This window comes from Acinetobacter sp. 797_lipA (assembly GCF_058243025.1).
On the sequence record NZ_JBZAYQ010000001.1, the window covers coordinates 2,322,950 to 2,341,761 of the forward strand.

Genomic DNA, 18,812 nt, shown 5'->3' on the forward strand with positions numbered 1-18,812 from the left:
TTTAGTTTATTTATTTTAAAATACAAAAATTTAAGTAAATAATTATAATATTTGAAATAAAGAAACATTTCACAATCTGTGATATAAATCACACTCATTGGAATTAAAAAAATTATGGTGTTTAAAATTAGTAAAAAGCATTATATCTAATTTATAAAATTTTTAACTTTATTTATTGAAAGTACAAGCACCGTTATTATTCCTTTCGTTATTTCATTGATCCAACACAGATTTTTATTTTTTCAAATTCAAAAAAATCAATAAATTACAAACACAAATCCAATCAAAAAGATATAAATCTGAATTAAGAATAAAATTTAACATTGTTAGCCTTTTGTAAAAAACAAAATATATATTTCCATTTATTATCAACACCTAAACCTTTAAAACAAACACAATTTAACTCAAAAATTAAAATGTAACACCTCTGATGTTTTTTAAAACACAAATTATGATATTAATAATAAATCTACTGATTAATTAATGTAGATTAATTCTAATCTTATGAGGTTCAGTAAAATGACTAATCAAAATCAACAGCAGAAAAATCAGCAACAGCCAAATCAACCGCAAAAAAAGCCAGATCAGCAACAACAGCAACAGCAACCAGACCAACCACAAAAAAATCCGAATCAGCAAAAACAACCGAACCAAAACCAGAAAAATGACCAACACGCTCAACAGAAATAATAGTTTTTCATGTTGAATAATATTATTAAATTCTTAAACTCATTCATTAATTAAATCCAACTATGAATTTTTTTTGAATTCTTAGTTGGATAGAATTGGAGTTCATTATGACTATCAATGACCATCAAGACGAAAACCCAATCAAGCATGATTGGCGTACAGATTATTCAAACCGCCCATATTACGGCGATATCCAACGAGAACTTCCTGATGTAGATTATGACCGTGATCTTCGTTCAGCCTATGAATTAGGTCAGCATGCCCGAAATGAGCGTGGTACTGATGCACGATTTGAGGATTCAGAAAGTGATCTAAAAGTAAAATGGGAAGAACTAAAGGCTGAATCACGCTTAAAGTGGGAACAAGCCAAACATGCGATTAAAGATGCATGGGACAAAATGTAAGCCAATATAATGATAATGAGCCTTTTAGGCTCATTATCAGCACATCTAAATAATAATTAAATAGGTGTAAAATGGACTTTATAAAAATACTATTAGCTGATACTACATTTACTTTTGCAGCAGAAATTGTACTTCGTAGTGTCTTGATGTACTTCCTGATTATCTTAGTTTTAAGATTTTCTGGTAAACGTGGTGTTAGGCAACTTTCCATCTTTGAAATCGCAATTATTCTTAGTTTAGGATCTGCTGCTGGCGATGCTATGTTCTATGAAGAAGTTCCGATCATACATGCTGTCATCGTTTTTGCAGTAATTATGGCTTTATATCGCTTAACAACTTATTTAATGATGAAATCCGATGCTATTGAGACCGTATTGGAAGGTCGACCTATATACATCGTCAAAAATGGTTTACTGATTGTTGAGGATATTAAGCAAGAAAAGTATTCATACGATGAATTCTTTGCTGAAATGCGCCAAAAAAAAATAGAGCATCTCGGACAAGTTAAAATAGCACTGCTTGAGACTGATGGCTGCCTAAGCGTGATCCCATATTCTAAAGAAAATATAAAATGGGGCCTTCCTCTGTTTCCCGATGAATACCAAATCGCAGATCATCATAATGTCGATCACTTTTATTCTTGTATGTTGTGTGGTCAAACCCAACGTTTAAATCATTTAAATGAAAAATGCCCTCGCTGTCAAAATACAAAATGGGCTAAATCCTGTTTGTATTGTGAGGAATATCAAAATTAATAAGCTTTTGTTTTGACTTAGATTAATTCAATATTATTTAAAATGAATAGTTTAAGCGAACAAAAAATACACATTTCTTTACCTTACTCAAAGCGTAAATACTTAAAGTTTATATGGGTATCTTTGATCCAAAAAAGAGTTTTCTTGCAAGTAACTCATATTCGATTGTAGATAACCTATTAAATTGTATAAGCACAAAATATCCGTCAACAAATAAGCCATTAACTTACGTGAAAATAAATACTTATTTTCATAAAACGTTATAAAGCAAATGTATAAGAGAATGTGATATGAAAGAACCAAATACACCAAAAATCGACCAGCTTTCTGAGGAAGCATACGTGGATCCTATAGGTAAAACTCTTACCACTTCTTTAGGTGTTCCCGTAGCTGATAATCAAAATAGTCTAAAAATTAATGAGAAAGGCCCTACTCTTCTCGAGGACTTTCTTCTAAGGGATAAACTTATTCATTTTGATCGTGAGCGTATTCCAGAACGTGTTGTACATGCTCGAGGGGTCGGTGCTCATGGTTACTTTCAAGCTTATACCGGTAATGAAAAATGGACTAAAGCTAAGTTCCTAACGGACACAAATAATCGAACTCCTATCTTTGTCCGTATTTCTACAGTTCAAGGTGGGCGAGGTTCGGCTGATGTCGTTCGAGATGTACGAGGTTTTTCTATAAAATTTTATACTGAAGAAGGAAATTATGATTTGGTGGGGAATAATATCCCTGTCTTCTTCATTCAGGATGCTATTAAATTTCCGGACTTTGTTCATGCAGTAAAACCAGAAGATGCCAATGAAGTTCCAACTGGTCAATCTGCCCATGATACTTTCTGGGATTTTATTTCTTTAAACACCGAAGCATCACATATGACTACTTGGATAATGTCTGATAGAGCAATTCCAAGAAATCTACGCTCTATACAAGGTTTTGGTGTTCATACATTTAGATTGATTAATAAGAATAATGAAGCATTCTTAGTGAAATTCCATTGGACTCCAAAGCAAGGGTTAGCTCAAGTCGTCTGGGATGAAGCCTTAAAAATTAATGGCAAAGATCCCGATTTTCACAGACGTGATCTGTGGGATGCTATTGAGCGTGGCAATTACCCGGAATGGGAATTAGGCGCACAAATTTTCTCTGAAGAAGATGCAAAACAATGGGACTTTGATGTCTTAGATGCTACAAAATTAATCCCAGAAGAACTTGTACCTGTCACTCCACTAGGTAAATTTGTTTTAAACAAAAATACAGATGATTTTTTCGCAGAAACAGAACAAGTTGCTTTTAGTCCTGCAAATATTGTCTCAGGTATAGATTTTAGTAACGATCCCCTTTTACAAGGACGGCTATTTAGCTATACGGATACTCACTTACACAGACTAGGTACGGTAAATTTTAATCAAATTCCAATTAACAAACCCGTTTGTCCTTTTCATACGAATAGACGAGGTGGTTATGCTAATCACGAAGTTTATAAAGGAAAGGCAAATTATGAACCAAATTCTGTTGATGAAAATTGGCCAAGAGAATCACCTAATGACAGTGGTGCCTTCAAGACACATCCTGAAGAAGTACAAGGCAGCAAACTAAGAGTTCGACCAGAAAGTTTCGCTGATCATTTCTCGCAAGCCACAATGCACTACCATAGTTTGGAAAAACATGAACAACAGCATATTAAGGATGCATATTCTTTTGAATTATCTAAGGTTAAATCGGAAGATATCCGCAGACGTGTAGTTTACGCTGTCTTAGCTAATATTGACTTGGACTTAGCTGAATATGTTGCGAAAGAGTTAGGTATTAAAACTCCCCCTAAACAGCAAGATAGTCTGCACCAACCCGTAATTGCATCTTCGAAAAGATTAAGTACCTCATCTTTTCCTGCATCTGATATTAAACAGCGAAAAATTGCCTTGCTCGTTCATGACGGTGTAAATGCGTCATCAATAGATGATATTAAAATATGGGCTGAAGCAGAAAAAGCTATTGTGGAAACTTTAGCACCGAACGCAGCCCCTGTTAAATCTAGTGATGGCAATGAAATACCAGTAGATGGAAGACAAAATGGCGAGCCTTCAGTGACTTATGATGCCGTAATCGTGATTGATGGGAATAATTTAGAAGTATTTAAGGCTGATGGAGTTTCTAAACATTATGTATTAGAGACATATAAACATCTCAAGCCCATTGTTTTCCTGGGTGATAAATGCGCTTTAATAGATGAGTTTCAGCTCACTAAGGATGCAGCTCTATTCTCTACTCAAAATTTTAAAGAGATCCAAGATCAATTCAAACAAGCTATTCAAAATCACCGTTTGTGGGATAGAGAAAAAGTTGTCGCAGCTATTCCAGCATGAATTTATTTGAGATTAAAAGTAGTGTAAGCATTTGATTTCAAAAAGCCCTCGACGAGGGCTTTTTGATCTACTTTTGCTCTTTAAGTGGATTCTCAGGCTCTTCATTTGGTTTTTTCTGAGGATCTGGATTCTGATAGGTTTTCTGATCACCCTTGTCATCGTTTGATTCTTTTTGAGGATTGGACTCTTGCGTTTGTTTATTAGTCATAGCGATTCCATCACCAGTATAGCTTATATAAATAAATATGACTTGTAGAGCTGAGTATCAATTATAGATATGTAAAACTCACTGTTTTTAGGTTTAATACTGCAAATTCTTATGTGAGCACTGCGTTGACGATACTAAATTGTTTTGAAATCATTTTATTCTTAGTTGGGTTACTATTTGAGCGATGATCATGAAGAATAAACAGGGATAAGTCTATGTGCGCAAACTTCGAAGCGATAAGAAAGAATCGTGCATTCCTGATAGATCTCCCTGAACCTGATCAATTGCAATTTCCTGAAGACATATTTCCTAACTATCCCTCTCCTTTGATCTTTTCCAATGACGGCAAGATCGAATGGCGATCGGTTAATTTTGGAATGATTCCTAAGTGGGCCAAGGAAAAGAATTTCGGCAAGTACACATACAATGCCCGGACTGAAACGGTCGCTGAAAAACCCAGTTTTAGGGAGGCTTGGCATAAGTCTCAATTTGGTTTAATCCCTGTCGAAACCATCTTTGAGCCTAAATACATTGACGGGAAATCTCACTGGTATGGGATTGCACGTGAGGATGGCATGCCCTTTACTGTGGCGGCCATATACGAGAATGCTGTCATCGATGGGGAGCAAATCCGATCAATGAGCATGCTCACCATCAATGCCGATAAACACCCCTTTATGAAGCAATTCCATAAACCTAAAGATGAGAAGCGCTCGATCATCGTAATCCCTGACGAATACCGCGAAGAATGGCTGAATTGCAGCTTTAAAGAGGCGCATGAGTTCTTCTTTGAAATGCAGGATGAGTACATCACCTTCCCTAAATCCCACTTATCCGAAAATGGTGCTCAACCTAATTTAATTTGAAGGTGCCTTGATTATCCACAGCTTTTAAATTTGAAATTTAATTCAGCGCAGACTATTCTAAAAAAAGAGTTCAGTTCCAAACACGCCTCGTAGCGTAGGAGTCAAACATGTCAAAGAAACTACCGATCTATTTCTCGGATGACGTCTGGTCATTCCTTCAAACACTCATGGGTCCCGATGGTGCTCCTAGTCCTACAGTCAATGCTGTCTTTGAAAAAATACAAAAAAAGCATGAGCTAGGCTCTAAGTTTGATCTTAAAGAAATTTCAGTCAAAACCCGCCTCGAAATTCCGTCTGCACTGGAACGTTTTTCAGCTGGTCCTGCTTTTGGTACCAAAGACCATATCGATAAGTCGATCGACTTAAATGACTTTCTTATCTTCAACCCCATATCCACTTTTATGGGACGGGTTGATAGTGAGTCTATGCTTTACGCTGGTTTTGAAATCGATGACCCTTTCTTGGTCGATAAGAGCATTACAGCACAGCATAGAGATATCGTTTTAGCCCTCATCGATGAGCGTGAAATAACACTTAAGCGGTTAATGATGACCGCTAAGATGTCAAAACAAGAAATCAAAGAAATGTTTGGGGATGAAGACTATGAACTTCCCCCTATTTGGCTGAGAGCTGAAAATCCAGCTTACGAGCATATTATTCCTAAAGACAGCCAGTCTATCTCTATCCAAGGGGTTGTGACTTTCAACCTCAAGCAATTTTATAGACGCTCGACCAGCAAATAAGAAGTATAAAAAATGAAAGCTGAAAATCGTATATTCGCGTTAGTGGACGTGAATAACTGCTACGTCAGTTGTGAGCGTATTTTTAATCCGTCCCTTAATAATCGTCCGGTCATTGTTCTCTCGAGTAATGATGGTTGTGCCGTGGCGCGCTCCCAAGAAGCCAAAGACATTGGTATTAAAATGGGTGTGCCGGTATTCCAGATTCAAGACATCATCAAGAAGCATGATGTTCAGGTGTTCTCCAGCAACTTTGCCCTATATGGGGCCATGTCTCGTCGTTTTATGACTTTACTGGGGATGTATGTTGCACCAGGAGAGCAAGAGATTTATTCAGTTGATGAATGCTTCTTGGATCTCACCAGCTATGAGCACTTATTTGATTTAACCGACTATGCCCAAGACATTCGCAAGACTGCTTGGCAGTGGCTCACTTTACCCTGCTGTGTGGGCATTGGACGTTCAAAGACTGAAGCCAAAATTGCCAATCATCTAGCCAAGAAGAATAAGTTCTTTAATGGAGTGTGCAATCTGGTCGATATGGATCCCTGCTCAACTGAAGCCATGCTTGCACAGATCGATGTTGGCGAGGTTTGGGGAGTTGGTCGCCAGAACAGTAAAAAGCTCAATACAATGAATATCCGTACCGTTTTGGATTTAGTTCAAGCGCATCCAGCAGAGATTAAAAAGCAGTTCAGTATTGTTATGGAAAAGACTGTACGCGAGTTGAATGGGATCTCATGCATCGATCTAGAGAGTGATGCGCCTGCTAAAAAGCAAATCATCAGTAGCCAATCTTATGGCCAACCGATTTACGACATTGAAAATATCAAATCCTCAGTGCGTTTATATGTGCAAAGAGCTGTCTCAAGGCTTCGGGATGATATGTTCCTATGCAAAATGATTGGGGTGTTTATTCAAACTGGTCGCTTTGATAAATGTGCAAAATACACACCTTACGTGATTATGCAGCTACATGAACACAGCGATGATGTATTAGAGATTACCCGCATAGCAATGCAGGCCATTGATGAAATATTCAAACCCGGATTTAAGTATAAAAAGGCAGGCATCATCCTGATGGAGATCATACCTAAAACCAAATTCTCCCCTGACCTATTTACCGATTATTCTCTACAGATTAAGCGAGCCAAGCTCTCCGACACCTTAGATCACATCACCCACAAGTATGGCAAGAACACGCTGTCGTTGGGCTTGTGTGGGCGAAAAGAAGAACACTGGCAAATGAATCAAGAACGCAAATCCCCAAACTATTTAACCGAATGGAATGAACTCTTTAGAGTGAGATAAGACTATGCATTTATTTAAACTTTCAAATGAACAATTGGCACAGATTTTAATTCCTAAGCGGTTCGTGCCGCCTACTCCTGAAGAATTCAAAGACAAGAATATGGTCTATGTCTTTGACAGTGAGGATAAGTTTGAGCTGACTTATGATGAGCTGGTTGAGATTATTGGTAAGGCTAGACAGGCTGGACCTAGAATGATTCCAGTGTTGGGAACAGTAAACTAAAACAATCGGCAGGAATACGGGTTTTAGAGAAATTGAACAATTGAAGTAGGTCAAAAATGAGAGATGAATTAAAAGAAATTTTTATTCGTGGGTGCAACGAGAAAATTGAGAAAAAAGGAGAAAATGTCGGTCTATCCTTTTATGCTTTCTTCAAGAATAAAAATGATAATCCAGAACTATTAATGGAGGCTGCTCACTGGTGGATTATGAAACACAAATTAGATCACTTCGAGAAAGCAGTTAAAGTTAGGCAACTTGTTTTAGGTGAGTCAAAGTAATAAAAAACAATGATAGAGCGCTTAACTCTATCATGGTTTGATATAGGATATTGATTATTACAATAAAAATTATAAACAAAGTACAATATTAAAATCTTAGTCTTTAGCTAACATAATCTTCAGTTGATATTACTTGAGCATATGCAAATTCAAAAGCAGCCATTAATGTTGCATGTACATGACCAGCAGGTACTTTGATACCATTAAATTCTTGGTCTAGCGTTGCACAAGCATCATGAATAACTTTTACCTTGTAACCAAAATCAGAAGCAGCACGAACAGCAGCATCAACACACATATGGCTCATAGCACCAATCACGACTAACTCAGTCACTTGATTGCTATCTAAAATTTCTTTGAGATTCGTATTTAAGAACGCATTGATGTGATTTTTAATGATTACAGCTTCATCTTCTTGCGGCTTAACTGTGTCCTGAAATTCAATACTATTTGAGCTAGGTTCAAATATAGGAGATTCAGCATCAGCAATATGTTGCACATGAATCACTTGAGTACCCAGTTGACGGGCTTTCGCAATTACTTTCACTGCATTAGCAGCAGCTTGTTCAATATTTACCAATGGTAATTTACCTGTAGGTAGATATTCATTTTGTAAGTCGATAACTAATAAAGCTGATTTTGACATACCTATTCCTTTACTTAACTAATATTTGTTTTGTTCTACTTATGTTTTAAAGAAGTGGAATGCTTCCACTTCTTTAAGTCACTTTAGAAAGAAAGCGTTTCACCATCGATAGGAATTAAAACCTTATCTTGGATTCCTTTGTCCTTTACGTAATCTGCAAGCTCAGCACGTGTTACCGACATGTGGTTAATTGCATCCATGTGAACAGCAACCACTTTAGCATTTGGTGCTTTCTGAGTTGCATGATAAGTATCTTCTTTGCCCATAATAATGGATTCTTTAAAGCCATCAACCAAGGCGTTACCTGTATTCAAGACAATCACATCAGGTTTAAATGTTTGAATCGCTTGATCAACTTCAGAACGCCAGATGGTATCTCCTGCCACATAAACAGTTTCATGGCCAGCAGCTTCAAATACCACACCCATTGCTTCACCTAATCCAGCTTTAAGCTTAGGAATACGGTACATGGCATCAGTACCGTGTTGACCACCAGTTTTAGTGAGCTTAATCCCTTCAAAGGTCGCTTGAGTTAATACACGAACATCTTTGAAGCCTTGTGACTGAATGATTTTCTGGTCTTCTTTATTCTGTACAAACAACGGCATGTTTTTCGGAATAGTCGCTTGTGCTGCATCATCCCAATGATCTAGATGGGTATGGGTCACGATTACCGCATCTACACCTTCTAAAATCGTTTCGGGCTTGATAGGCAAATCGACTAATGGGTTCCGTAAATAGCTACGATGAGTATCAGGAAAACCTTCATAGAATCCTTTTTTAGCAAACATTGGGTCAATTAAAAAAGTCGTATCAGCATAGGTTACTTTAATCGTTGCATTGCGAATTTCTTGTATATACGTAACTTTAGACGTATCTCGCTGAACCACATTATCATTCGCAGATAAATGGACTGAGGCCATTGCTAGAGAGAGTGTAATAAGTGAACTACTTACAATTTTATTCATGTTCCAGATCCAATCATTTAGTCATACCTAGATCATGATAGAAAATATCAAACAAAAAAATTGTCCTGAAGGACAATCATCGAAACTATTGGGACAAAATGCTATATTTATTATTTTAGAGAGGTAGGTTTAATGGCTATACCAGTGATTGGATTGTTCGTCTATCCCAATATAAATCCATTTCACTTCTCTATCCCCTATATTATCTTCAATATCAAAATTGAAGATAAGCCCTTATTTGACCTTAAAATTTTTTCTATAGATGGTCAGCCTGTAAAAACAGAACAATCAATGATGATTATGCCTGATGGCGGGATTGAACTTATTAAAGAATCGGATTTTATTATTATTCCTGGGTGGGATGATTTTAATCACGAGCCTGAACAAGTACTTATTGATGCCCTAAATTGTGCATATCAGACTGGAATTAGACTTGTAGGGTTATGCTATGGAACTTATGCATTGGCATATGCTGGTTTACTTGACCATAAAAAAGCAGCTACACACTGGATGGCTGAACAAGATTTCTGTGTGCGATTTCCACAGGTTAAGCTTGATCATGATGCCTTGTATGTAGAAGACCAAAGGATCGTAACCTCTGCTGGAACAGGTGCAGCATTAGACTGCTGTTTATACTTGGTACGTGAAATCTATAATGCACAAATTGCGAATAAAGTCTCTAGAGTAATGGTAATTCCGCCTCACCGTGAAGGTGGACAAGCTCAGTTTATTGAACAACCAGTAGCAGAATCGAGTCAAGATGCACAAATTAACCTATTACTTGATTTTTTAAGAACGAATTTAGCTATACAACATAATATTGAAAGCCTAGCTGAACGGACACATATGACACGTAGGACGTTCACACGGCATTTTAAGAAAGCTACAGGTATGACCTTAGTCGATTGGCTGAATACTGAAAGAATCAGATTAAGTTGTGAACTCTTAGAAACGACAAACTTGTCTATCGAAAAGATAGCTGAGCTTTCAGGTTTTAATAATACTGTGTCATTTAGAAAAAATTTTCGTGAAAAATATGGCACCTGCCCACTAGCATGGAGAAAAGCATTTGGGATCAAAAAAAAAGATAATCATCCCCACTTTCCATAAAAGAATTATTCGAATCAGCCCTCACAAATGGACTATTCCAATTCACACACTGCACAAAGACAGTCACATGTACCTTTATCAAAATCGAATCCGCTGTTCAGGCTGAGAGCAGGATGCACAGCATGAATGTTTTGATCATGATAGAAACAAAGCCTTTTCTTTAGCATGTAGATTAATAAGCCCTTGCATACTTTTACCTCCTGCATTCCCCCAAACAGTGAACTGATCTACTACACTACAAAACACTATATGCTCAATAGTAATAGTGACTTTTCATAAGTATTGCCTAATAGAAACGCTCCACTGTAGTCTATGGAGTTCAGCCTAACCATTTGTGCTACTTCTGATATCAGTTAGGTGAAATAAATTTCAGATATAGATGTAAACAGAATACATTTTATAAAGGCTTTGTTGCACAAAGATTTGAAATGCAAAGCGCCCCTAATTGAGCCAAATTTAAGGCGTAACTTGGGTAAGTGGTCGACCTAATTCCGTAAATCTGTTAAGGACTGCTACACGTGCATGGATCTCATTCACTTGGCTATCAAAACTCCTTGCACTGAGTTTATCTCCTAATAATTTGATGCAATGCATCTTAGTTTCAACCAAACTTCGCCGATGATAGCCTGACCATTTTTTCCATAGTGTCCTGCCTAAACGTTTAATTGTTCGAAGTAATTCATTTCGCTCTAGCGAGCTACTCTTTGTATCTTTCCATGGTTTCGCATTTTTTCTAGGTGGAATCACCGCATGCCCTTGCCGATCTGCAATGACCTGACGGCATTGCTTGGTGTCATAAGCTCCATCGGTATAAACAGAGTTAATCTGCTCATCTTGTGGAATCTGATTAAGTAAATCACCAAGCACCTGTGAATCACTGACATTATTGGTTGTAAGCTGAACTGCTCGTATTTGTAGGGTTTTAGCATCTATACCAATATGAAGTTTACGCCATTGGCGACGATATTCAGGTCCATGTTTCTTGCGTTTCCATTCGCCCTCACCTAGAAACTTCATGCCTGTAGAGTCCATGAGTAGATGCAGCCCATCGCTACTTTTTTGGTAGCTGATTACAATATCAATATGCTTTTGTCTTCTACAAAGCGTGGTGTAATCTGGAGCTATCCAATTTAATCCGCAAAGTTTAATCAGACTTTGCACAAAGCCAGTGACCATACGTAAAGACAGACGGAATAAGGATTTAATCATTAAGCAGCATTGGATGGCTGCGTCGGAGTAGGTTTGATTTCGCCCTTGTTTGCCTTTTGATGGCGCATACCATTGCGTAGCAGGATCAAACCAAATGGCAATATTTCCGCGACTCATGAGTGCTCGGTTATATGCGGGCCAATTGGTTGTGCGGTAGATTTTGTGTGTAGGCTTCTTCATTTGAAAATTATATCGCTGAAAAACCCTTTACAGATAGGTTTGTGCAACAAAGCCCTTTCAAAATATAACGATAGAACAATTAGAAATAACATTTAAAACAAATATTTACTCGATGTTTTATCTGACTCAAGCAGTACTTCCTCATTTGAAAGAAGAGGACAGTATTATCAATACAACAAGTATTACGAGTTATCAAGGTCACGATGAGTTAATTGACTATGCAAGTACCAAAGGTGCTATTACAACATTTACGCGTAGTCTTTCTAACCATTTAATGAAGCAGAAAAAAGGAATTCGAGTAAATGGTGTGGCACCGGGTCCCATATGGACACCGTTAATTCCAAGTAGCTTTGATGCTGAAACAGTTGAAAAATTTGGTAAAGATACCCCAATGGGTAGAATGGGCCAACCAAGTGAAGTCGCTCCTGCATATTTATTCCTAGCCTCTGACGATGCAAGCTATATTACTGGGCAAGTCATACATGTGAATGGTGGGGAGATAGTCAATGGTTAATTTTGAAATTAGACCTCTTTCTAGAGGTCTTTTTATAGCATAACGAGACTATCATATATCTACGTATACAAAGCACGCTAATACAACAAAATGCTTTGCTCTATTTATTAGAATTTTAAGAAGAAAAAAAAACTTGTTGTGAAAAAAGAAGCCTGAAAGAGATTTTTTGTTTACACTGAATTACCTCTAATCTTCTTACGTAAGTGGTGGAAAAGATATTCTGAGCAAGGTGTTGATGGATTAAATTGTATTAGTTCTGACTTAATCTGACAGTTACCGATATTTGCTTAAAACTGTCTAGGATAAACTCAATCGGATTTTTCAAAGAGGGAATTTTAGCCCTATTTTCTTAAGTGGCTTATGCCGAAACAACAAAAATGGGAGCTGATCAACAGCTCCCATTTTTTATTTTTGTTCATGTTCTTTGTAGTATTGATGTGCTCTCTTAGAATTATGTTTCCAACTTTTAGCAACTTTATAAACGCAAGTCGGAAAATCATCCCAAACATGAGGTAAGCCTGTACCACGTGCTACACGAATTTTAAGCGAATAGCTTTTGTATTCAATACGATGCAAAAAATAAAAGCTAAGCTCTTGCTGAGTACTAAATTTCTTAAATATAGAACTTCTGACATTAGGGTAAACCTTCCAAAGATAATCGTGTCGAGTACTTTGTATTGATTGCTTGTATTGATGTTTTAGTTTTTTCATTGTTCCTCCTAGGTAACATTACCTAGAAGGGATCCTCTGCGAAATAGTACATCGTCTTTACCCCTGTGAATTAAAAATTAGTATGTAAAAATATCATCAAGTAGTATGAAATAAACTACTGCAAGATAGTATAACTAAAATCAATGTATACAATATTTGAGACCCATTAATTACTAAATACTGTCTTGTTTATTGGACTCAGGAAAAATATGAGGAATTCAAAACATTCTTAGCATTAAATACTGAAGCAAGAGATTTAGAGCCTAATGCAGGTAGCAGTCCAATTTTCATAATCACTCGTCAACCTTTTGATCCATTTCGGTAAATCGGCTGAAAGTAACTTTGCATACTCCTCAGGTGATAACTGATCTTTGATCGCTTTGATGATCTTATCATCCACAACATTTGGTCCTAAATAGTACAAAGCAGAGATCGCCATACCTACTTTTTGTAAAGGGTATTGGAGCAGTCGCTGATCATCCGTGTGATTCAGTACCACATCTACCCCAGCCAGTTTGAATCGCCTTGAACAGCCATTGGTATGCAAGACATGATATAGAGGCACTTGAGTACTTAAACCTAAACGATTGGCACAATAGCCTCCATCATATTGAAACGTCTCACCGGTTAATCGAGTTATCGCGGCTAACACTTTGGAGAGATCTGGGGGTAAGGCTCTCGGCGGATTAAAAAGATTTGAGAATTTAACTTTATAGTAAATATTAGGGATAACCTGACTGACCTCCCCCTGATCCAGATAGGCAGATAAAAAGCTTAATAGCTGCTTCTTAGAAAGAGCAACACTGATATCTTGAATAGAAAACACAGAGCCTGCTGATAAGTTTTTCAATTCAGCTTCTACTAAAAGTCTTTTAATATTGTCGTCTATAGGCACAATCCGTCATCTTGATATACTTATTTCAGACCAAATTTTTCTAAGGCAGCTTCATTAATCATCATTAAACATCTGCTTCACCCGATGCTCTCTTTTTAACGTTACGACAGTAGCGAAGAAACACGCCTCACATAAATGCAGTTCATACTGTTCTCCATTATGCTTCGACCCACTGCCCCAATTGGCTGACAGGACAGCATAGTTCAGTTGAGTGGATTCCATACAAACATCACATAAAATATCTGTCGTTTGCTCTAAGTCTTTGTGTTGCTCTAAATATTCATGTTCTTTTCTTTCCATCTCGATCTCCTCACTTTTGATGCATCTGAGATTTATTTCAGTGCCAGATCCAAAGCAATCATGATCTCACCTTCTTGGCATTCACTCGGTGGAGGTAAAGTCCGATCCTCTTCACGATAAAAGTCCATACTGGTGAACAGCGCATCTTTGGCCATCTGTAGGGCATCCTCGAAATTGTCACCGCAAGTCATTGCCTCTGGAATATCCCGAAATGAGACGTTGTAAGCTTGACCTTCTTGTTCAAATTTTGCTGGATAAAATATTGGACTACACACCATGATCGAATTCCTTTAATACTGATCAAACCATTCATTTCTTGCTTTTAAAGCCCCTGTCTCAGCAAGGGCCTGTCTTGATCATTGTTTTAAATGCTTTATCTAAAATAATAACCCAGCGTATCGTCTTTTGAGTCTCCCCACCCTGTCCAGATTTCTGTCAGCTGGACATAATCCTGATTGATACTTTTGACTTTGTATAAAAAGCTACGGGGCGGAGACGTTTCATTGAGACGTACTTTTTCAATTAAAATAAAAGTCTTGTCATCTAACCATCTGACTCTAAGATGTAAGGGATCCTGACATTGTCCCAGTTCTGCATACATCGCCGCATCTTTGCCATTTTTCGAGAAGGACAAGCCGGCACATTGAACCTCAGGAATGTCCATCACCAGACGCTTTCCGATCAGGCTTTCTTTGGCGCCCGCACAAGCCCAGCTTGAAAGGCTGAGACATAAGCCCGCTAAAAATATTTTTTTCATGATGCTACTCGTTATTTATTCAGTTGAAGTGGTTTAAAACAGATTGTCAATAAAGCCACACTGTAATATGTGCTGTGATGGATTCACGGGATGGTCATACAGACTGATATAGGCAATCATGTCGGTCAGATCAGAAACATCCCGTTTATAGTGCTGGGTATAGATGTAAATCTGTTTAGGGCTGTAACGCTTTCCGTTTTGAAAGACCTCTCCGTTAAACACCTTTAAATGCGGATACTGTTGAAAGACCTGCCGGGTCTTGGTTCGTTTCTCATTGTCATGTGCTGAGGCTTGATCCCACTGCTGTTTAAAGCGTTTAAATTGCTGCCCGCTATAGTGACTCAACTGAATCTTTAAACCCGCTTCAATGTTATCTTTGGTTTGGGCCATATCATCATTGCGATAAATCGAGGTACTTGCCCCAGCTACACTGACCTGCATCAAAGCCTCAATCCGTTGAATCGGATTGCGTTGATCTTTGGGCAGATAAACCTCAATTTCAGGACAATCCTCACAGTAGTTTTCATCGTCTGGATCATCCACAACGCTTGATTTTTGCTGGGTGTATTGCTGCTGAAATTGTTGTTGCAGCGTTGTTAGCTTAGATGCTACTGTATGCGTCCAATCGCCCGTGGCCAGTTGATTGCTAAAAGACTGTTCTTGCTTGGCCCAATCCAAACAGTTTAAGCCCTGCTCTAAAGTCACAGGCTGTGCCACCACAGTCTGCAATGCCAACAATGAAGCACTGGCGAGTAAAAATGATCTCAACTTAAATGTCATCGGATGGTTCTCCTGCTGAGCGTTGTTCTCCTGATAAGCGTTGTTCACCAGACTGATCATCAACTTTAAACCAGTAAGCATAGTCTTCAGCTTTTCCATCTACCATCACATGCTGCACATTAACGTCATAGATCACGTTGTATTCCATTGCGCTAAAATGAAATTGCAGGTTATTGGCCAATAAACCATAGCTGATATTGTCATACTGGATGTTGCTGATCGTTTGAGCTTGCTGATTATCCCGTCTCGTCACTGTGAGCTTCGCCTGTGAAAAATCGACTTGATTATTGGCATAGGCATTCTGTGGATTGACTAATATCGACAGGGATAAAGGTTCAGTTTTTGAAAAGAATTTCTTCGGATACACATGATATGGATAGGCAATCACCCCTTTCGGCATCGTGGTGCTTAGGGTTTGCGATGCATAGGGATAGACCACTTTCATGGCAGCGCCTAAGATGGTCGCTACGCTTTTAGCCTCAGTATTAGAGACTTCGCCATAGGCAGTTTTGCTCAGGAAGGGACTTAAGAGATGACGTCGATGACCAATGCTGACCGAGTTTTTTTCAATCAACCAATTAATCACATGGGTATCTGCACCGTAGCTGGCTAAAGGCTGATAGGCTTGAACAAAATTCAAGTTCGATGTCGAAGTCCCTTGATAACCAATATCACTAAAGCAGCGCCACGTACGATCCGGATAATGTGAGGTCTTTTCATTCACCGCCAGTAACATAGAGGCTTGCATCATCTGATCTTCATAGGCTTGGTCATAGCGAACTTTCGGCAGATGGTGTAAGGCACGGATCTCATTCAAGGTATTGATAAACAGCTGACGCTCCGCCTCACTGGGCCTCCCTGCCTGACAGGCATTCAGATCCTTAAGATCCTCTGCATCATTCTCAATGACATCCACCACCATTGTGCTATTCACAGGCAGAAGCTGTGAGGTTCCTGCCTGTGTCAGTTTTAAACTACATTCGCCCAAATCTAAGGCTTTGAGCTCCCCTTGTTCGAAGTCACAAATACTTGGACTCTGACTGCTAAAACTGAGGGTCAGATCTTGATCCGTCTTCAGATTTAACTGATAGCCCTGACCTTTGAGAAAGCGATGGATCTCTAAGGGTTCAAAGCGTTGTGCTGTCTTGTTTTTACAGATTCCTTCTTGTAGATATTCTGTTTCAGCACACGTCACGGGTTGAGGTGAAGTGCTGCCATTATTTGAGTCTTCTACTCCACCAGAACTTGAACCACCACCACATCCAACCATCGCCATACTGATGGCCAGCATCAAGGTGGTGGTTCTAATGGATGGTGTCCCCTTTTTTATGCGTTTCATCATTTTACACTCCCTCTTATTCTTGGTTTTTATTGGTAATGATCAGCCGACAGCAGTTGGCGGATTTCACTGGCCATTTTGGGGCTACGCCAAGGAAACAACACTTTAAGGCAGTAATGCGGTTTGAATGGGTCGCGTGTTCCAATATTGACTTGGTATTCTCTTTTGACTGGGCTGCGATGTTCGTGATGGTGGATATGCGTTCCCGTCATCGGATTGCTGGTGATTGTGCTGGAATAAGAGACTTTATCTTCAACTAAGTTGAAGTGGCCAACCGAAGTAATATAGTCAAATGGGTATTTCACTAAACGCTGTTCAGGTTCATCAAACAGAATAATGGTTTTATGCTGACTGTTAATCCAGACCCCACGATTGTGATAATTAAACTGTTCACCTTGACGGGTCAGTTGCTCCGTCATGCCTGCAAAGTAAGTATTGCCATATTCATAGAAGTAATAAGTGATCACAAACCACAACAGCCAGATGCCAAAGAATAGAGAGCCAAACCATCCAAAGGAAAAGACTTTAGCCATAATTAAAAAAATGACGATCGGCACCACGATGCACTTTATAAAAACTTTGGATTTTGGTGGGCGATTTTCGATTGGAATGATTTTTGGTTGAGTGAATTCAGACATCATTGTTCCCCGCATGTTCAATGCAATTGACAATCACAAGGGGATATAAAAATAAGTATTTTTTATAGGCGTGATTGAGCCATCCACCTTAGAGATTGTTCGTGTAAAAATGTTTTTTAATACAGCTTAAAAATTAAAATCAGTGCTGTATGCCCTGTTGAAGGAAACAACAAGGTTGAACGGGTGCGGAGGCACAATAAAGAATAGATGGGTACAGCATGAGAAGCTCCTTGAATCTTAAGAAGCTCTGCCGATTACTGCTAAATAATGGTGGCAGAGCAAAAGAGGGTTAGCAGACTGGGATCCAAGGAACCAGCACGTCAAAGACGTCCCCCTCCTGCCCTACCATAGAAAAAAAGGGGGACGAGAAGGTCCACAAAAAATAGACAGGCTATTTTCTGTGCTGGATCAACGGTCTGCTAAAACCGACTGGCAATGTAGGCCAGCGAGCTCATATTAGATTTATCCAGCGCTTTAGTCAATTTTGCGATACGATAAAATTCACATGATCGGCTTGAATAAATTCAGTTAAGTTGTTGATTTCGACCATAAGCTCAAATTAAAACCATCGATGGGCTCATTTTGATGCTATGGATCGGTCTAAAATGAACTGCTCTTCTGTAATAAAATAAATGAATAAAATGATTGAATAGATCTTCGCCAAACATTCACTTTTTTAAGTGGATCTGAAGAAAAACTCTACTTCGTCAAACGATACCTTCCTGTTCATCATAGGTAGACCCAGCCGTCAGACTTCGAAAATAACTAAAGTTTAATCAATGAATTAATGAAATGTTGCGTTTTGTAAAAATAATCAAATACAGCGTTGACAGTGCAATGGATACGCAGATAAGCTTATAGGACACAGCAAAATCTGTGTTCAGGCGTAGGAAACCTGATATCATCAGAGAGCGGTAAATA

22 protein-coding genes and 1 pseudogene are annotated in these 18,812 nt (G+C 38.4%); 11 read left to right on the plus strand and 12 right to left on the minus strand.

What is annotated here, in order from left to right; translation table 11 throughout:
- Positions 1 to 519 precede the first annotated feature (519 nt).
- The 4 genes from AC4CU2_RS11410 to AC4CU2_RS11425 all read left to right on the plus strand — a co-directional run bounded on the left by AC4CU2_RS11410 (position 520) and on the right by AC4CU2_RS11425 (position 4,218).
- A complete protein-coding gene (locus AC4CU2_RS11410) occupies positions 520 to 690 on the plus strand; it encodes a hypothetical protein (protein WP_490768848.1) in 171 nt (56 codons plus the stop codon).
- A gap of 107 nt (positions 691 to 797) precedes the next feature.
- Positions 798 to 1,094 carry a hypothetical protein gene (locus AC4CU2_RS11415; RefSeq protein WP_004981674.1) on the plus strand — a complete coding sequence of 99 codons (297 nt, stop codon included), beginning with the start codon at positions 798 to 800 and terminating at the stop codon, positions 1,092 to 1,094.
- 71 nt (positions 1,095 to 1,165) lie between these two features.
- Positions 1,166 to 1,849, plus strand: a complete 684-nt coding sequence (locus tag AC4CU2_RS11420) for a DUF421 domain-containing protein (RefSeq protein WP_490768849.1) — start codon at positions 1,166 to 1,168, stop codon at positions 1,847 to 1,849.
- A 290-nt stretch (positions 1,850 to 2,139) separates the two neighbouring features.
- Positions 2,140 to 4,218 (plus strand): catalase, encoded by a 2,079-nt coding sequence (locus tag AC4CU2_RS11425; protein ID WP_490747902.1) that lies wholly within the window; start codon positions 2,140 to 2,142, stop codon positions 4,216 to 4,218.
- Positions 4,219 to 4,285: 67 nt separating this feature from the next.
- Here AC4CU2_RS11425 and AC4CU2_RS11430 read toward each other — a convergent pair whose 3' ends face one another.
- Complete coding sequence (locus AC4CU2_RS11430; RefSeq protein WP_004981682.1) at positions 4,286 to 4,426, minus strand: hypothetical protein; 141 nt, start codon at positions 4,424 to 4,426, stop codon at positions 4,286 to 4,288.
- 215 nt (positions 4,427 to 4,641) lie between these two features.
- On the opposite strand from AC4CU2_RS11430, the gene AC4CU2_RS11435 reads away from it, so the two are divergent.
- From AC4CU2_RS11435 to AC4CU2_RS11455, 5 genes are all read left to right on the plus strand, one after another.
- Entirely contained in the window at positions 4,642 to 5,292 is a 651-nt protein-coding gene (locus tag AC4CU2_RS11435; RefSeq protein ID WP_010326903.1) for an SOS response-associated peptidase family protein, read from the plus strand.
- A 107-nt stretch (positions 5,293 to 5,399) separates the two neighbouring features.
- The gene (locus AC4CU2_RS11440) at positions 5,400 to 6,035 is read left to right on the plus strand and encodes a LexA family protein (protein ID WP_010326904.1); all 636 of its coding nucleotides are present in this window, start codon (positions 5,400 to 5,402) and stop codon (positions 6,033 to 6,035) included.
- A 12-nt stretch (positions 6,036 to 6,047) separates the two neighbouring features.
- The gene (locus AC4CU2_RS11445; protein ID WP_279693934.1) at positions 6,048 to 7,343 is read left to right on the plus strand and encodes a Y-family DNA polymerase; all 1,296 of its coding nucleotides are present in this window, start codon (positions 6,048 to 6,050) and stop codon (positions 7,341 to 7,343) included.
- 4 nt (positions 7,344 to 7,347) lie between these two features.
- A complete protein-coding gene (locus tag AC4CU2_RS11450) occupies positions 7,348 to 7,566 on the plus strand; it encodes a hypothetical protein (protein ID WP_010326906.1) in 219 nt (72 codons plus the stop codon).
- A 56-nt stretch (positions 7,567 to 7,622) separates the two neighbouring features.
- Positions 7,623 to 7,844 (plus strand): DUF6500 family protein, encoded by a 222-nt coding sequence (locus AC4CU2_RS11455; protein WP_087014582.1) that lies wholly within the window; start codon positions 7,623 to 7,625, stop codon positions 7,842 to 7,844.
- A 103-nt stretch (positions 7,845 to 7,947) separates the two neighbouring features.
- Here the strand turns inward: AC4CU2_RS11455 and AC4CU2_RS11460 are convergent, their stop codons facing one another.
- Complete coding sequence (locus AC4CU2_RS11460) at positions 7,948 to 8,490, minus strand: cysteine hydrolase family protein (protein WP_087014584.1); 543 nt, start codon at positions 8,488 to 8,490, stop codon at positions 7,948 to 7,950.
- An 83-nt stretch (positions 8,491 to 8,573) separates the two neighbouring features.
- Positions 8,574 to 9,458 (minus strand): MBL fold metallo-hydrolase, encoded by an 885-nt coding sequence (locus AC4CU2_RS11465; protein ID WP_094149107.1) that lies wholly within the window; start codon positions 9,456 to 9,458, stop codon positions 8,574 to 8,576.
- A 132-nt stretch (positions 9,459 to 9,590) separates the two neighbouring features.
- On the opposite strand from AC4CU2_RS11465, the gene AC4CU2_RS11470 reads away from it, so the two are divergent.
- Positions 9,591 to 10,568 carry a GlxA family transcriptional regulator gene (locus AC4CU2_RS11470; protein WP_125275154.1) on the plus strand — a complete coding sequence of 326 codons (978 nt, stop codon included), beginning with the start codon at positions 9,591 to 9,593 and terminating at the stop codon, positions 10,566 to 10,568.
- A gap of 456 nt (positions 10,569 to 11,024) precedes the next feature.
- Here the strand turns inward: AC4CU2_RS11470 and AC4CU2_RS11475 are convergent, their stop codons facing one another.
- Entirely contained in the window at positions 11,025 to 11,957 is a 933-nt protein-coding gene (locus tag AC4CU2_RS11475) for an IS5-like element ISAba12 family transposase (protein ID WP_074384144.1), read from the minus strand.
- Between the two features lie 64 nt (positions 11,958 to 12,021).
- Here AC4CU2_RS11475 and AC4CU2_RS11480 point away from each other — a divergent pair.
- Positions 12,022 to 12,471, plus strand: a pseudogene (locus AC4CU2_RS11480) (SDR family oxidoreductase); the annotation flags it as partial.
- Between the two features lie 405 nt (positions 12,472 to 12,876).
- Here AC4CU2_RS11480 and AC4CU2_RS11485 read toward each other — a convergent pair.
- The 8 genes from AC4CU2_RS11485 to AC4CU2_RS11520 all read right to left on the minus strand — a co-directional run bounded on the left by AC4CU2_RS11485 (position 12,877) and on the right by AC4CU2_RS11520 (position 17,891).
- Entirely contained in the window at positions 12,877 to 13,182 is a 306-nt protein-coding gene (locus AC4CU2_RS11485; protein WP_094149123.1) for a hypothetical protein, read from the minus strand.
- A 256-nt stretch (positions 13,183 to 13,438) separates the two neighbouring features.
- Entirely contained in the window at positions 13,439 to 14,077 is a 639-nt protein-coding gene (locus AC4CU2_RS11490) for a DUF6088 family protein (RefSeq protein WP_227556820.1), read from the minus strand.
- 54 nt (positions 14,078 to 14,131) lie between these two features.
- A complete protein-coding gene (locus AC4CU2_RS11495) occupies positions 14,132 to 14,377 on the minus strand; it encodes a hypothetical protein (protein WP_490768850.1) in 246 nt (81 codons plus the stop codon).
- 32 nt (positions 14,378 to 14,409) lie between these two features.
- Positions 14,410 to 14,655 carry a type II toxin-antitoxin system HicB family antitoxin gene (locus AC4CU2_RS11500; protein WP_094148775.1) on the minus strand — a complete coding sequence of 82 codons (246 nt, stop codon included), beginning with the start codon at positions 14,653 to 14,655 and terminating at the stop codon, positions 14,410 to 14,412.
- Positions 14,656 to 14,750: 95 nt separating this feature from the next.
- Positions 14,751 to 15,134 (minus strand): hypothetical protein, encoded by a 384-nt coding sequence (locus tag AC4CU2_RS11505; protein ID WP_094148774.1) that lies wholly within the window; start codon positions 15,132 to 15,134, stop codon positions 14,751 to 14,753.
- Between the two features lie 33 nt (positions 15,135 to 15,167).
- Entirely contained in the window at positions 15,168 to 15,914 is a 747-nt protein-coding gene (locus AC4CU2_RS11510) for a hypothetical protein (RefSeq protein WP_125275051.1), read from the minus strand.
- Complete coding sequence (locus tag AC4CU2_RS11515) at positions 15,904 to 17,256, minus strand: CAP domain-containing protein (RefSeq protein ID WP_125275052.1); 1,353 nt, start codon at positions 17,254 to 17,256, stop codon at positions 15,904 to 15,906. Before AC4CU2_RS11515 ends, AC4CU2_RS11510 begins: the two co-directional genes overlap by 11 nt.
- A gap of 26 nt (positions 17,257 to 17,282) precedes the next feature.
- Entirely contained in the window at positions 17,283 to 17,891 is a 609-nt protein-coding gene (locus tag AC4CU2_RS11520) for a hypothetical protein (protein ID WP_094148777.1), read from the minus strand.
- Positions 17,892 to 18,812: the final 921 nt, after the last annotated feature.

Coding starts and splice junctions, on each gene's coding strand:
- AC4CU2_RS11415 (WP_004981674.1), top strand. CDS start 798: ATGACTATCAATGACCATCAAGACGAAAACCCAATCAAGCATGATTGG.
- AC4CU2_RS11425 (WP_490747902.1), top strand. CDS start 2,140: ATGAAAGAACCAAATACACCAAAAATCGACCAGCTTTCTGAGGAAGCA.
- AC4CU2_RS11520 (WP_094148777.1), bottom strand. CDS start 17,891: ATGTCTGAATTCACTCAACCAAAAATCATTCCAATCGAAAATCGCCCA.
- AC4CU2_RS11445 (WP_279693934.1), top strand. CDS start 6,048: ATGAAAGCTGAAAATCGTATATTCGCGTTAGTGGACGTGAATAACTGC.
- AC4CU2_RS11460 (WP_087014584.1), bottom strand. CDS start 8,490: ATGTCAAAATCAGCTTTATTAGTTATCGACTTACAAAATGAATATCTA.
- AC4CU2_RS11495 (WP_490768850.1), bottom strand. CDS start 14,377: ATGGAAAGAAAAGAACATGAATATTTAGAGCAACACAAAGACTTAGAG.
- AC4CU2_RS11430 (WP_004981682.1), bottom strand. CDS start 4,426: ATGACTAATAAACAAACGCAAGAGTCCAATCCTCAAAAAGAATCAAAC.
- AC4CU2_RS11420 (WP_490768849.1), top strand. CDS start 1,166: ATGGACTTTATAAAAATACTATTAGCTGATACTACATTTACTTTTGCA.
- AC4CU2_RS11475 (WP_074384144.1), bottom strand. CDS start 11,957: ATGAAGAAGCCTACACACAAAATCTACCGCACAACCAATTGGCCCGCA.
- AC4CU2_RS11515 (WP_125275052.1), bottom strand. CDS start 17,256: ATGATGAAACGCATAAAAAAGGGGACACCATCCATTAGAACCACCACC.
- AC4CU2_RS11410 (WP_490768848.1), top strand. CDS start 520: ATGACTAATCAAAATCAACAGCAGAAAAATCAGCAACAGCCAAATCAA.
- AC4CU2_RS11510 (WP_125275051.1), bottom strand. CDS start 15,914: ATGACATTTAAGTTGAGATCATTTTTACTCGCCAGTGCTTCATTGTTG.
- AC4CU2_RS11505 (WP_094148774.1), bottom strand. CDS start 15,134: ATGAAAAAAATATTTTTAGCGGGCTTATGTCTCAGCCTTTCAAGCTGG.
- AC4CU2_RS11435 (WP_010326903.1), top strand. CDS start 4,642: ATGTGCGCAAACTTCGAAGCGATAAGAAAGAATCGTGCATTCCTGATA.
- AC4CU2_RS11440 (WP_010326904.1), top strand. CDS start 5,400: ATGTCAAAGAAACTACCGATCTATTTCTCGGATGACGTCTGGTCATTC.
- AC4CU2_RS11450 (WP_010326906.1), top strand. CDS start 7,348: ATGCATTTATTTAAACTTTCAAATGAACAATTGGCACAGATTTTAATT.
- AC4CU2_RS11500 (WP_094148775.1), bottom strand. CDS start 14,655: ATGGTGTGTAGTCCAATATTTTATCCAGCAAAATTTGAACAAGAAGGT.
- AC4CU2_RS11485 (WP_094149123.1), bottom strand. CDS start 13,182: ATGAAAAAACTAAAACATCAATACAAGCAATCAATACAAAGTACTCGA.
- AC4CU2_RS11470 (WP_125275154.1), top strand. CDS start 9,591: ATGGCTATACCAGTGATTGGATTGTTCGTCTATCCCAATATAAATCCA.
- AC4CU2_RS11455 (WP_087014582.1), top strand. CDS start 7,623: ATGAGAGATGAATTAAAAGAAATTTTTATTCGTGGGTGCAACGAGAAA.
- AC4CU2_RS11465 (WP_094149107.1), bottom strand. CDS start 9,458: ATGAATAAAATTGTAAGTAGTTCACTTATTACACTCTCTCTAGCAATG.